Origin of the sequence: Blautia caecimuris, assembly GCF_024622975.1 — a bacterium.
In the GTDB taxonomy this organism is placed as follows: Bacteria; Bacillota; Clostridia; order Lachnospirales; family Lachnospiraceae; genus Blautia_A; species Blautia_A caecimuris.
In genome coordinates this window covers 39,343-53,549 of sequence record NZ_JANJZT010000019.1, presented here as the reverse complement: position 1 = coordinate 53,549, position 14,207 = coordinate 39,343, and the positions used below count along the sequence as shown (strand labels likewise).

Here is a 14,207-nt window from a genome sequence, read left to right as displayed (position 1 = left end):
TATTGATTATTCTTACTCTTTCTTGTTTTTATCTGGTAAATAAGTATAAACAATCCAAAACAGGACGAATCAAACATTTTTCTTTTATCAGAAATTATATACTATGGTTTTCCCTCCGCAACAGAAAAAAGGACAGGCAGGAAAGTTGTCTATTCCTGCCTGTCCCCATATCATCGTTTCTTAATCATTTTATCTCCGGAGTCCTTTATTCCGTCTTTCCCTGCTCTGCCATTAAACCTTAAACCGGTAGCCTACTCCCCATATGGTTTCAATATACTGAGGTTTGGCTGTATTAAACTCGATCTTCTCACGGATCTTTTTAATATGAACTGTAACCGTAGCAATATCTCCCACAGATTCCATTGCCCATATTTCCCGGAACAGCTCGTCTTTTGTAAAGACACGGTTTGGATTTTCTGCCAGAAATGTCAGAAGATCAAACTCTTTTGTGGTAAAGGTAGTCTCCTCTCCGTTTACCCACGCCCGTCTTGCAGTTTTATCAATCTTGATTCCCCGGATCTCGATTACATCATTTTTTACAGCTCCGGATCCTACCAGACGGTTATATCGTTCCATATGCGCCTTGACTCTGGCAACCAGTTCGCTTGGACTAAAAGGCTTTGTCATATAATCGTCTGCCCCGAGTCCCAGCCCCCGGATCTTGTCGATATCGTCTTTTTTGGCAGATACCATAATGATCGGTGTATTTTTTTCCTGACGTACCTGCTTGCAGATATCAAATCCATCCACCTCCGGAAGCATAAGATCCAGAATAATCAGATCATATTCCTCTGTCATTGCCTTCTGAAGCCCTACGTCGCCTCTGTTGGCAATCTCCACTTCAAAGCCGGAAAGCTCCAGATAATCTTTTTCCAGATCTGCGATAGCCTCTTCATCTTCAATGATCAGTATTTTACTCATTTCATTGGTACCTCCTGATATTTTCTTAAAACAAAATACATAATGGTTCCGATTCCCTCACGGCTGGTGGCCCACACCTTTCCTCCATGATCCTCCATGATCTTTTTTACAATAGAAAGTCCGATTCCGCTTCCTCCCTTGGAAGAATTTCTCGAAACATCTGTCCTGTAAAAACGGTCAAAAATATAAGCCAGATCCTTGGAGGCGATTCCTTTTCCATTGTCCTCGATCTCTACCTGAACGAAATCCCCCACATCCTTTACCCGGATCTGGATCACGCCCTTTGCCTTGTCCATATATTTGATCGCATTTCCGATAATGTTATGGATCACCCGCCGGATCTGCTCTCCGTCAGCAATCACCTGTACGCTTCTGTCAACATAATTGGCATAGCAGAGCTGTATTCCTCTTGTTTCCAGCTCCAGACCGATTTCCTCTGCACAGTCAGAAAAATAATCCTCCACGTTCAGTTTACTGAACGTATACGGGATCCTGTTGGTGTCAATCTTGGAATAAAACGTAAGCTCATTGATCAGATGATCCATTTCATTTGTTTTATTATAAATGGTTCTTACATAACGGTCCATTTTTTCAGGAGTATCCGCAACTCCGTCCATAATCCCTTCCACATATCCCTTTACTGCCGTGATAGGTGTTTTAAGATCATGGGAAATATTACTGATCAGCTCCTTGTTTTCCTTATCCAGAATGATCTTTTCCTCTGCGGATTCCTTCAGTCGCCGCCGCATTTCTTCAAAATCCCGGCACAGCTCGGAAAATTCATCTGTTCCTTCCACATCCAGAACAAAATCCAGATTTCCATCCTTAATATTTCTGGTTGCCTTGCGCAGCTTCACAAGAGGAGTGGCAATACTCCTGTAAATCCAAAGCCCCACAGATAAGCTGGTAAATACAAGTATCACCAGTGCAGAAACAAAAAGATCCTTTGTCATGATCTGGATCCCGTCCTGTGATGTTTCTGAATCCGCAATGGTGATCCCATAGTCATAATCATACTCTGACGATGCTGTTTCGGCTGTTTCTGCCTTTTTTGGTCCTCTTATCTGCGCTTCCCGCATTCCGTGAAGTGTGGCGGCAAACAAAAGAAGAGGTACCAGAATGATCATAAAAAAGCCAACCATAATTCTTGTCTGTAATTTCATGAAACCTCCCTGTTCCGCCCAGTCCGAATAATCTGCATCTCCCGTTCTCCGCACTGCCAGAACAATCTGTAGTCCTGATTTTCTATGGAATATAAAAACGCACGGGCAGTAAAATCGCATTACCGCCTGTGCGTTCATTATATCACATTGCCAGATTTCTATGTCTAAATTTTCTATAAAATCATTTTAGGCAAGATATTTTTTCAGATCATCCACTTTATCCAGTTTCTCCCATGGAAGCTCTACATCTGTACGTCCAAAGTGTCCGTAAGCTGCTGTCTGTTTGTAGATCGGTCTTCTTAAATCCAGCATACGGATGATTCCTGCCGGACGAAGATCAAAGTTTTCACGAATGATCTCAACAAGCTTTGTATCAGAAAGTTTTCCTGTACCGAAGGTTTCCACGTTAATGGAAGTAGGCTGTGCCACACCGATAGCGTAGGAAAGCTGGATTTCACATTTATCTGCCAGACCTGCCGCTACAATATTTTTCGCAACATAACGTGCTGCGTATGCCGCAGAACGGTCTACCTTTGTACAGTCTTTTCCGGAAAAAGCGCCGCCGCCGTGACGTCCGTATCCGCCGTAGCTGTCAACGATGATCTTACGTCCTGTAAGCCCGCTGTCTCCGTGAGGTCCGCCGATCACAAAACGTCCTGTAGGATTGATGAAATATTTTGTGTTTTCATCAACCATATCTGCCGGAATAATAGCGTCAAATACGTATTTTTTGATATCCTCATGGATCTGCTCCTGAGTAACCTCCGGATCATGCTGAGTAGAGCATACAACTGCGTCAATACGTACCGGCTTGCCTTCCTCGTTATACTCCACAGTAACCTGTGTTTTTCCGTCAGGTCTTAAATAGCTCAGGGTTCCGTCCTTACGGATCTTGGTAAGCTGACGGGCAAGCTTGTGAGCCATATTGATGGCATACGGCATATATTCCTCAGTTTCATTGGAAGCATATCCGAACTGGATACCCTGATCCCCTGCACCAATGGCATCGATCTCATCCTCGCCCATTTTTGCTTCCAGAGCCTTGTCAACGCCAAGGGCAATATCTGCAGACTGCTCGTCAATAGCAGTGATAACTGCGCAGGTATCTGCGTCAAATCCATATTTGCCGCGGGTATATCCAATCTCTCTTACAGTATCTCTTACGATCTTCTGAATATCAACATATCCGTTTGTTGTGATCTCTCCCATAACAAGAACAAGGCCTGTTGTAGTCGCTGTTTCGCAGGCAACACGGCTCATTGGATCCTGCTCGATCAGAGCGTCAAGAATGGCATCGGAAATAGCGTCGCACATTTTGTCCGGATGGCCTTCAGTAACAGATTCGGAAGTAAATAAAATTTTTTCCATTGTGTTTTTCCTTTCTTCATAACGACCCGAAAACTTATTGTTACGGGTATTGGTAAACAAAAGAGACAGCCCGAATAATCGGACTGTCTGAATTTATCTTTCAATCCTCTTATTGTTCGATCACTCGCTCAGGCTGGCACCTTCCTCAATAGAGGGGTTGCCGTGGCTTCACAGATCCTTTGTATCTCCACCACTCTGAATAAAAGGCCGTTCTCTATTTGATTTGTAACAATCATACAATATACTCATTTTTTCCGTTTGTCAAGAAAAAATATATGAGATTTCCGGATTATCCTACACGAAGACGGAATTTCTGGATTTCCTTTTCACTGGAAACTCTCTCGATCTCTGCGCCAAGGCTTCTCAGCTTCTCTTCAAAATTCTCATAGCCTCTCTGGATATAAACGATATCATCTACAACCGTTACGCCGTCTGCTGCCAGACCTGCAATTACAAGAGCTGCTCCTGCTCGGAGATCCGGTGCGCTGACTCTTGCACCTGTAAGCTTACGTACTCCATCAATGATCGCAGAATTTCCTTCTACCTTGATGTTTGCTCCCATTCTGGAAAGCTCGTCCGCATATTTGAACCGGTTTTCAAAAATACTCTCTGTAACAATACTTGTTCCCTCTGCAAGAGCCAGGGTTACAGCAATCTGCGGCTGCATATCAGTAGGATATCCCGGATAGGGAAGTGTTTTTACATGAGTTCTGTGCAGTCTCCTTCCTGCACGGACGCGAACTGCATCGTCAAATTCCTCCACTTCACAGCCAATCTCTTCCAGCTTTGCAGTGGTTGCTTCCAGATGCTTGGGAATTACATTTTTTACTGTAATGTCTCCGCCTGTAGCAGCCGCCGCAAACATAAAGGTTCCTGCCTCGATCTGATCAGGAATAATCGAATATTCTGTGCGGTGAAGCTTCTCCACACCTTTTATGCGGATAACGTCTGTTCCGGCTCCCTTAATGTTGGCTCCCATGCTGTTCAGGAAGTTAGCTACATCAACTACATGAGGCTCTCTGGCCGCATTTTCGATAATCGTGCGTCCCGGAGCCATAGATGCTGCCATCATAATGTTGATGGTTGCGCCAACAGACACAACATCCAGGAAAATATGGCTTCCGTGAAGATTTTCCGCACTTGCCATAATCGCCCCATGAAGAATCTTTACATCTGCTCCCAGAGCCCGGAAGCCCTTCAGATGCTGGTCAATGGGACGGCTTCCGATATTGCATCCGCCCGGAAGCGGCACCTCCGCATGTTTATATTTTCCAAGCAGCGCGCCCAGAAGATAATAGGATGCGCGGATTTTTTTAATGTATTCATAATCAACGCTGATATCGGCAATGGTAGAACCATTGATCTTTACTGTAGATCTGTTGATTCGTTCTACCTGGGCTCCGATCCCGGCAATTGCTTCCAGCAAAACATTGATGTCTCTTACGTCAGGCAGATTTTCGATTAATATGGTTTCATCCGTCATGATTGCAGCAGAAAGTATTGCAAGGGCTGCGTTTTTGGCTCCGCCGATCTCAACTTCACCTACTAACGGATTGCCTCCTTTAATTACATACTGTTCCATAAAACACCTCTATGAATTATTTTCACTCCGTAAGCCGAAGCAAACACCAGAAATGTTACTGTTCACTTTGTTCACAGTAACCCAGAAATGACTTATCATATCCGAAAAATGTTAATATATTAAAATGTTCAATATCGTATTATAACATATTTTTAACATTTGTAAATAAAAAGTTAAGTATCTGTGCCTGCTTCTGCTCTTTCCTCTGCTTCAACAGTTACTTTTTTGCTTTTCCAGTGTTTCCAAAACTGCCTGCAGACATGTTTCCAGATCCTGTCCTTCCTGATCGATCACAATATCCGCATATTTTTCGTACAGAGGTGTGCGTTCTCTGTACAGATCTGCCAGCGTCTGTCCTTCCTTCAGGACAACTCCTCTTCCCTTAAGGTTCCCAAGCCGCTTTGACAGTTCGTTCAGCGACAGTTTCAGATAGACTACTGTTCCAACAGACTTCAGATGCTCCATTGCCTCCTGGCAGTAAACCACGCTTCCCCCTGTGGCGATCACCGTCTCCTCCGCCTCAATAGAAGCATTGACACGATTTTCTATTGCCTGAAATCCATCATTTCCCTCCTGAGCTATGATCTGATGGAGCTTCCTTTTTTCCTGCTTCTGTATCAGAAGATCAGAGTCAAGGAACTGATAGCCCAATACCTTTGCAAGAACAACACCGATGGTGCTCTTCCCCACTCCCGGCATTCCTATCAATGTAATGTTATTCATATATCCTCCAGACATCTCTGTCTATCTTATTATCTGCAAATAACCGGATTTTATTTTACCATAAAAAGCCCTTTTCTGCAATCCCCCGGAAAATTTGCACTTTTTTTCCATTTTTCAGCGTTTTTTAGCCTGTTTTTTTGCTTTTTTCACACTGTAACCAAAAGTCCCCAGTTTCTTTCCTGTTCCCAGATACTCCCCATGTGAATACACAATAGGTCTGGCTCTGTTTAAATCAAACCGGTTCTTCTCATCCATATATTTTTCATCTGCGTGAACTGCTGCAACCTGGGCGATAAACATGTGATGAGATCCAAGTTCCCGGATTTCTTTTACCTTGCATTCAATAGAAACAGGGGCTTCTGCTATCATCGGCACTTTTACCTTTTCTGCCTTTTCCCTTGTCAGTCCTGTCTCCTTAAATTTATCAACATCTCTTCCGGATTTTACTCCGCAGTAATCTGTGGCAAATGCCAGCTCCTCAGTAGTCAGATTAATCACAAACTCTCCTGTTTCACGGATCATGTGATAAGAGTAACGCTCCGGACGAATGGATATGGATACCATGGGAGGATTGGTACACACAGTTCCGGCCCATGCCACTGTTATAATATCATCTCTGCCCTCTTTATCTGCTGCGCTTACCATTACAACAGGAAGAGGGTAAAGCATATTTCCCGGCTTCCAGCTCTGTTTCGACATAAAAATCCCTCCTGAACCTATGCGTACTCGTTCTGCATCTGCGCAGCTTCCATTAATGCAGGAATAAGCTGTTTCTTTCTGGAAACCACACCTTTCAGATACAGAGAACCATTGTCCGCCTCCATGCTAAAAGCGCTCTCCGCCATCTCTTTACTGCCTTCGCCATAAAACAGAAGCTCTGTAGAACGGTTCATAATACTTGTAAGCATAAAGTAGACCCTGGAAACTCCATGACGGCCGCATTCACTTACCATAAACGGTTCCAGACGTTCTTTTATCACCTTAAGCTCGTCCTCGTCCATAGAACTGATCTGGCCCACGCCAAAGGTAACGTCACCCTCTGCAATAAATTTCTTATAATCCTGATAAAAGATTTCTTCCGGCGACTTGTCCTTCAGATTGCTTCCTGCCTTAAACATTTCCTTTGCAAATTCCTCTATGGAAATATCTGCGATCAGCGCAAGAGCTCCTGCTGCCATTTTATCCTGAAGAGTACAGGTAGGAGAACGGAACATCAGAGTGTCAGAAATAATGGCCGCGCAGAGAAGTCCTGCGATTTTAGGCGGAATCTCCAGTTTCTGTTCTCCATAGATCTGATACATAATCGTTCCCGTACATCCTACCGGCTGATTCCGGAAGCTGACCGGCTGCATTGTCTGAAGCGTCCCCAGCTTATGATGGTCGATAATTTCAAGGATCTCCGCTTTTTCAATATTATCAACAGCCTGATCCTTTTCATTATGATCGACCAGAACCACCTTTTTCTTATGCATATCAAGAAAATTACGGCGGGAGATCGTACCCACACATTTTCCCTTTTTGTCAATTACCGGGAATGCCCGGTGACGATGCTTGATCATCACATCCTGAATATCATCTGTAAAATCCTCTGTGTGGAAGGTTACCAGATTTTCTGTTTTCATGATATATCTCACAGGAATACTTTGATTGATCAGTCTTGATATTGTAAACGTATCATATGGGGAAGAGATCACCACAATATCCTTTTCATGAGCAAGCTTCAGGACGTTTTCTGTTACCTGGATATCCATTCCCACAATAATACAGCTCACATTCATTTCAATGGCCTGCAGATGATCCTCTTCTCTGTTTCCGAGAATGATCATATCATTCTCCCGCACGTACTCTCTCAGCTTGTCCGGGTCAGCAGTTCCCACCATAACCTTTCCTTCTGTAAAATATCCGTGTTCATTTCCTTCGATCACACTGCCGCCAATGGTTTCCGCAATACGTCTGTACTGGGTTCTTGCCCGTGACAGAAGATAACTGTCTGTTGTGTCCATATATGTCTGGGCAATATCTCCAATGGTGATCAGGCCCTCCAGACAGCCCTCTTTATCTCTGATCGGCAGAGAAACAATGCTGTTTTCCTGCATCAGATCCCATGCATTCTTTAATGACATACTCTTATCTGCTTCCGGGCTCATGCGGATATCCATATCCTTGACCTGAGTTCCGATATTACTCAGATATCCCGGAGGCTGGATCCCGAAACGGTTCAGCACATACTCAGTTTCCTCATTTATCTGGCCTGCGCGTTTGGGAACATATCTTTTGTTCTGAAATGTTCTGTTTTTTATATCACAATACGCAATGGCAGAACAGATAGAATCCGTGTCCGGGTTTTTATGTCCGATCACAAAAATCTTATCCTGTTTTCTCATAAATTCCTCCTCACTGCCTCTTTCTTCAACTGATACTGTATTTCTTTGCGATACTCAGTCCAGTTTGATTCCTGCAAATAATGATCCAAGAGAGGTAGTTGCTTCCTCACCTGCATCCGGAACCTCATAGACCTCTTCCTCAATGTCTTTTGCCATCATATCAGATGCCTCTTTTATGCTGAGACTTAATTTTCCATCCTTTACAGCAGTTACCTTAACCTTTACTCTGTCTCCCACAGAAAGAACCTCAGAGGGCTTTTTGATTCTTTTCTCGCAGATCTGGGAAATATGAACAAGACCGGAAAGACCGTTCCCAAGATCCACAAAAGCTCCGTATGGCTGGAGGCTTTCTACCGTTCCTTCTGTTACCAGTCCCACCTGAACATTTGAAATTTTTTTCTTTCTCTCTTCCTCTGCCTGCTCTCTCAGAAGTTCTCTTGCAGAAAGAATCAGCTTTTTACTGTCTTTGTCACACTCGATCACCTGAACCCGTATCTGACGGTTCAGATATTCCTCTGTATCCTCCACATATCCAAGAGAAAGTCTTGAAGCCGGAATAAATCCCCGTACACCTTCCACATACGCAATGACGCCTGCATTGGTGATTCCCTTTACTGTAACGTCAAGAGCTTCTCCTGATTCTTTATATTCCCGGATTTTTTCCCATGCGAGCACATCTGCCGCCTCAACCCTGGAAAGAAGAATATTGCCGTTTCCGTCATCTTTACGGACAACCGTGGCAGAAACCTCGTCTCCCGGATGAACTTCCTCTTTCAGATTAAATCCCGGCTCTCTGGTATAGTCTTCAGCCGGAATCACACCCTCCGCATAATATTTCAGATCAAGGATCACTTCCTTTTCGTCCACACTTACTACTGTTCCGGTAAGTATGTCCCCTTCTTCTATTTTTTTCATAGACTCATTCAGCTCTTTTTCGTAATCTTTCATTGTTTCAGCCATAATATACTACTCCCTTTCCTGCTATTATTTTCCTGCGTCCTCTGTCAGAACTGTGCAGCAGCTTTTATTTATGTCATATGATACCGCAGGTTCAAAACCCGGCATTCGCATCACTGAACCTCGTTAAGTGTCCAGTCATATTTCCTCACGAAATTCATCCTGTGTCTCCGACCCGGATTCATTAAGTGTTCCTATTATACCATACGGGGTTTCTGACCTACAACCTATTTACAGCTTAACAGCAAAAAAGCTCCCTGATTCAGGGAGCTCTATAAACGAGGAGTGCCCCGGCAGTGGTTTACCGGGGCAATTATTATGAAAAAATTTATGTGTAATGAAGAACATTACAACGTCATAACATTGTTCTTTCGAACTGTTCTTATCATAGCAATCTTTTATGAACTTTCTATGAACAAACAGTGAATCTTTCGTGTATTTGCACAATATTTTTTCTTATATTCCTCTGTTTTTTATAAAAATACTACATATTCTTCTTTGTTTTACCAAATTAATGTTGTGTAATATACATAATTTATTTATCTTTATATCCAAATTGTCTGCAACCTGTTGTCAATTCAGGATATCTTTTACCATATCTACCAGTTTTCCGAAAATACTCTTAACATCCTCTTTGGTAACTCCCAGACTCTCCAGCTTATCATATACCTTATGGACCTGCTCCCTCAGCTGTTCTTCATCAAGATCCATATTTTTAAACTTGTTATAAAGACTTACCAGAGTGCTTTTTTCAGAATCTGACAACGTAAAACCGGCTGCCTGTGCTGCGGTGTCAATCGCAGAAGAAATCTCTTCGTCAGTAACATCTGCCTGTCCAACTGAATCCATTGCAGATATGATAATGTCAACCACCTTATCCGGATCAGAGAGAAGATCTCCTATTCCGCTCTCCTTCAAAAGGTCCACTGCCTGATCTACCGCAGCATCTGTTGCAGTATCCGCGGATACGACAGCAGGCGCTGTACATGTAAGCGCTCCTGCAAGAATCCATGCACTTAATTTTTTTATTTTCATTTTTATTACCTCCGTTTTGTCTGAAACCATGTTCTGGAAAACCATTGCTGTTTTCCTGCAATTATATCAGAAATACCTTATGCCCCGTTGCCGGCAGCCTGGCAAAATGTCTTCCCAATGACCTTTGGAAATATCATCTTTTTTCTGACATCTGCTATTATATCACACTTTCAAACCTGCGCTGTAATATGTTTATGAACATTTTCCCTTCTTTCAGATCAGATCTGTCATTCATAAATCTTTCTATATTCGTTCATTATTTTTTCATATCTTAAACATGAAACTCTCATATTTTACAGATATACTATTCACATAAAAATAATACAGCCAACATTATTTTTATAATTTTCTTTTTCATATGTTGGATACCTGTAAAGGTATTCAACTCTCCTTCCTTTTAAATTTAATAAATCTTCAAGTAAAAAGCATCCGACCAGCCACCGGATGCTTTTTACATACTCTTTTTTTCTGTCATACAGTCCATTCTCTGCTGTGGCGGCATCACCGGGATGCCGTACAGCAAAATGCATTTGTCAGAGCGGCAAACTGCTCCAGACTCAGAGCTTCTCCTCTGATATTCAGAGGAAGCCCGCAGGCGCTGATCGCGCTCTCAACCTGTTCTTTTGTATAATTCAGTTCCTGGGAATTTTTCAGCCCATTGGCCATTGTTTTTCTTCTCTGGTTAAAAGATGCGCGAATAAGCCGGAACATCAGCTTTTCATTCTGCACCTGAACAGGCGGCTCTTTGTGTCTTTTCAGGCGGATCACGGCGCTTCCCACCTTTGGTCTTGGCATAAAACAGTTGGGCGGCACATTTGCTACAATCTCCGGTTCCGCATAATACTGAACGGCCAGAGACAACGCCCCGTAATCCTTTGACCCCGGACCTGTCTGCATACGGTCTGCCACTTCTTTCTGAACCATTACTGTTATGGATTCTACCGGAACATGGCTCTCAAACAGTCCCATAATGATCGGTGTTGTAATATAATAGGGCAGATTTGCAACTACCTTGATCGCCTTTCCCTGATTTTTTTCATCTGCTATCTTCTGAATATCTGTTTTCAGGATATCCCCGTGAATAATATTTACATTATCCCAGTCCTTCAGAGTATCCTGCAGTATGGGGATCAGAGCATCGTCGATCTCCACTGCCGTGACTGCTCTGGCAGAGTCTGCCAGATACTGTGTCATAGTTCCGATTCCCGGTCCTATTTCCAGTACAAAATCATCTTTTGTTATTTCAGATGCCCGAATGATTTTTTCCAGAACATGAGTATCGATCAAAAAATTTTGACCAAACCTTTTCTGAAAAACAAATCCATACTTCTGAAGAACTTCAATCGTGTATTTGGGATTTCCAAGATAAGGTCTGGTCATAATCTTTACTTCCTTTTCCGTTATTTATTTTTTATGTTACTTAAAATCCTTTTCGTAGAGAACTGTATATCCGTCCATATCTGTTCTCTTCTTGGAAATATTTCTGCTCAGTTTACGGATTCCGCCGGTAGATTTTGCAATGGCATTATCAATGATTTCCTTTACAGCGCCTACGTTCATAGGCATATCTTCTTTCTGATTCACACTGATCAGATTGTAAAGTACCAACATTGCCTGCTGATCAATCGTATAACCCCGTTCTCTTGTATAAACCATTGCAAAGTTTACAAGCTCATCATTGGTAAATACCGGGATATTGATCATAGATGTAAATTTGGACGTAAATTTCGGGAATCTTGCCATCAGCTTTCTCATTCCGATCTTTTCGTCTTCCAGAATCACGATCATTCCGTCTGTGCGGAAATCCATTGCCTTGCTTAACTGATTTACGGTTTCTTTTTTAAGCTGGTTTGCATTTTCAATTACAAGGAAACCACCTGCCATCTTTTTGACGATTGCAGGAATATTTTTGCCATTGATCTGCTCTGCAAATACATAGGCAACCTTGGCGGCTTCAAGATTCAGTTCCTTGCATATTGCAGGAATCAGTCCTGAGATCAGTCTTGTTTTTCCTGTCTCTCTTCCGCCCATAACAATAATGTTTCCGGTTCTGGACGTTTTGTCAGCAGCAGCCATCTGAACGTCGCAAAGCGCGTCTACAAGCTGCTCTCTCAGCCCAGGTACTCTTGCAAAATATGTAAACAGTTTTTTCTCGCTGTCTGTAAGAGTTTTCTCCCTGGGAATAATATCCATTGCCTCCTGAGGACGGATGGTATCAACAAACCGTTCCAGTTCCTCAGCCTGACTCAGACGGACATTTTTCTTCTTCCGAGGAGCCTTCTGTCCTGCCGGCTCTTCTTTAAATACTGTTTTTCTGTCCGGATCCGGTTTTCGGATCTCTGCATTCTTCTCTTCTGAAATTATTTTTGCAGATTTATTTTTTGAAATAGGATTACGGCTTACGACAGGAAGCTCTTCCGGTTCTTCTTCATAAAAATCATCTTCCTCGTCGTCGGATTCTTCTCCGTAAAAGTCGTCGTCATCAAACTCTTCGTAGAAGTCATCTCCGTCATCAGACTCATCTTCGTAGAAATCATCGTCCTCATCGTCAGATTCTTCCCCGTAAAAATCATCGTCCCCGTCATCATATTCATCGCCGTAGAAATCATCGTCCTCATCATCAGAAGCATCTTCATAAAACTCATCTGCTTCTCCAAACTCTTCTTCCAGAAGCTCCTCCGGATCTTTGTGATCTTTTCTTCCAGCCGGACCATTAAGGAATTCCTCTTCTGCTCTCCGAAGATCCTCTTCTGTCATATAATCTTCATCGTCAGGATCTGCTGCATGAACGTCCTCCGCCTTCGGTTCATCATCCGGAATTTCAATTCCCTGAGCAGTTGCTGCTGAAAGGATCATGTCTTCCAGATTAAAGTCAAAATCGATTTCTGCTTCCGTCTCGTTCTTTTCTGCTCCTGGCAGGACCACTTCCGGAGCCTTGGGAATTTCCGGCATAATATCACTTTCCAGATCTATATTTTTCATGGATTCCGGAATTTCAAGCTGAGGAAGCTCTGTACTGCTGTCAGAAAGTGTCTCTTCCTCCTCCAGGCGTGAAACTGTCTGATCGGAAAAATCTTCAAATATCTCATTTACATCAATTTCCGGTTCCTCAGCTTCTTCCGTCTCAGCAAAGCTGTCCTGAGAAATATTTTCTTCTTCCTGAAGAACAGAAACTTCTTCCGGTTCCAGCTCCGGAACGTTTTTATGTTCCTTTTCAGAAAAACGATCCCTGAGCATTTCTTCCTGAAGGTCTTCTTCCTCTTTTGTAAAGTCCTCTTCTTTCTTTTTGCCGTTAAAAATATCCCGGATGCCTTTGGAAATTTTTTCCTGAAGGCTTTCCGCACTGTTTACATCTCTCTCATCAATGCGAACACTTTCAATCACAGGAGAATCTTCATCCGGAAGAGCCTCATATTTGTTCTCTGCATCAGAACCGGTTTCCCGGGCTTCCCCTGACTGAGTCATCTGATCAACAGTTGTCAGATTCGGAATAAACTGTTTCTCATACTGCTCTCTTTCTTTCCCGGTAAGCTGTCCCATCCGGTTTTTCAGATCCATTGCTTTCAGCACATAACGGCCTTCGCTGAACCAGAGAATGATATCGTTGCACATTTCCAGGCATTTTTTCATATCGCCTTTCTGGTAGTACAGCTTTGCCAGTTCATAGGACCATCTCTCTGTAAACTCACGTTCCTTATATTCTTCCAGAATACGGATCTGCTCGTCCAGAGACACCTGTTTCGCTTTGCTGATCTTATATTTGAGAATATACTGGGTATTGTCATTGGGAGCAACCTCCAGATATTCCTCATAAAACTCTTCCGCTTCCTCGATATCCTGCATTTTCAAAGATACCTCGATCAGCCTGTACAAAATATTTTTACCGATAGGCGCCCGATGATATGCCAGAAGAAAAATCTCCTTACTTTCCTCATATCTCTTATTTGCAGCATAAATCTCACCAACCACGCACAGATTATGAACATTTTTTACTCTGCGCCAGTCAATGCTCTCAACAACCTCAACTGCTTCCTTGTATTTTTTCTGAGCTACAAGGTTGTCAATACGGCTCAC

At 42.9% G+C, this 14,207-nt stretch carries 11 protein-coding genes and 1 riboswitch; all 11 genes read right to left on the bottom strand.

What is annotated here, in order from left to right; genetic code table 11:
- Positions 1-231 precede the first annotated feature (231 nt).
- The 11 genes from NSA57_RS12455 to NSA57_RS12405 all read right to left on the bottom strand — a co-directional run bounded on the left by NSA57_RS12455 (position 232) and on the right by NSA57_RS12405 (position 14,207).
- Positions 232-921, bottom strand: a complete 690-nt coding sequence (locus NSA57_RS12455) for a response regulator transcription factor (protein WP_257465000.1) — start codon at positions 919-921, stop codon at positions 232-234.
- Positions 918-2,084 carry a sensor histidine kinase gene (locus NSA57_RS12450; RefSeq protein WP_257464999.1) on the bottom strand — a complete coding sequence of 389 codons (1,167 nt, stop codon included), beginning with the start codon at positions 2,082-2,084 and terminating at the stop codon, positions 918-920. The genes NSA57_RS12455 and NSA57_RS12450 overlap by 4 nt, the downstream gene beginning before the upstream one ends.
- A 186-nt stretch (positions 2,085-2,270) precedes the next feature.
- Positions 2,271-3,452: a methionine adenosyltransferase gene (metK, locus tag NSA57_RS12445; protein ID WP_022067619.1), complete on the bottom strand. Its 1,182-nt coding sequence runs from the start codon at positions 3,450-3,452 to the stop codon at positions 2,271-2,273.
- 106 nt (positions 3,453-3,558) lie between these two features.
- A riboswitch (SAM riboswitch) is annotated at positions 3,559-3,658 on the bottom strand.
- Between the two features lie 83 nt (positions 3,659-3,741).
- Positions 3,742-5,034, bottom strand: a complete 1,293-nt coding sequence (locus NSA57_RS12440; protein ID WP_173752928.1) for a UDP-N-acetylglucosamine 1-carboxyvinyltransferase — start codon at positions 5,032-5,034, stop codon at positions 3,742-3,744.
- Between the two features lie 210 nt (positions 5,035-5,244).
- Positions 5,245-5,757: a shikimate kinase gene (locus NSA57_RS12435; protein ID WP_022067617.1), complete on the bottom strand. Its 513-nt coding sequence runs from the start codon at positions 5,755-5,757 to the stop codon at positions 5,245-5,247.
- A gap of 114 nt (positions 5,758-5,871) precedes the next feature.
- Positions 5,872-6,456 (bottom strand): flavin reductase family protein, encoded by a 585-nt coding sequence (locus tag NSA57_RS12430; RefSeq protein WP_257464998.1) that lies wholly within the window; start codon positions 6,454-6,456, stop codon positions 5,872-5,874.
- Positions 6,457-6,473: 17 nt separating this feature from the next.
- Positions 6,474-8,141: a putative manganese-dependent inorganic diphosphatase gene (locus NSA57_RS12425; protein WP_147598888.1), complete on the bottom strand. Its 1,668-nt coding sequence runs from the start codon at positions 8,139-8,141 to the stop codon at positions 6,474-6,476.
- 54 nt (positions 8,142-8,195) lie between these two features.
- Positions 8,196-9,101 (bottom strand): S1 RNA-binding domain-containing protein, encoded by a 906-nt coding sequence (locus NSA57_RS12420; protein ID WP_147598887.1) that lies wholly within the window; start codon positions 9,099-9,101, stop codon positions 8,196-8,198.
- A gap of 570 nt (positions 9,102-9,671) precedes the next feature.
- Positions 9,672-10,133 (bottom strand): DUF1002 domain-containing protein, encoded by a 462-nt coding sequence (locus tag NSA57_RS12415; RefSeq protein ID WP_022067613.1) that lies wholly within the window; start codon positions 10,131-10,133, stop codon positions 9,672-9,674.
- 501 nt (positions 10,134-10,634) lie between these two features.
- Positions 10,635-11,513: a 16S rRNA (adenine(1518)-N(6)/adenine(1519)-N(6))-dimethyltransferase RsmA gene (gene rsmA, locus NSA57_RS12410; protein WP_147598886.1), complete on the bottom strand. Its 879-nt coding sequence runs from the start codon at positions 11,511-11,513 to the stop codon at positions 10,635-10,637.
- Positions 11,514-11,549: 36 nt separating this feature from the next.
- Positions 11,550-14,207: a P-loop NTPase family protein gene (locus NSA57_RS12405; RefSeq protein ID WP_257464997.1), complete on the bottom strand. Its 2,658-nt coding sequence runs from the start codon at positions 14,205-14,207 to the stop codon at positions 11,550-11,552.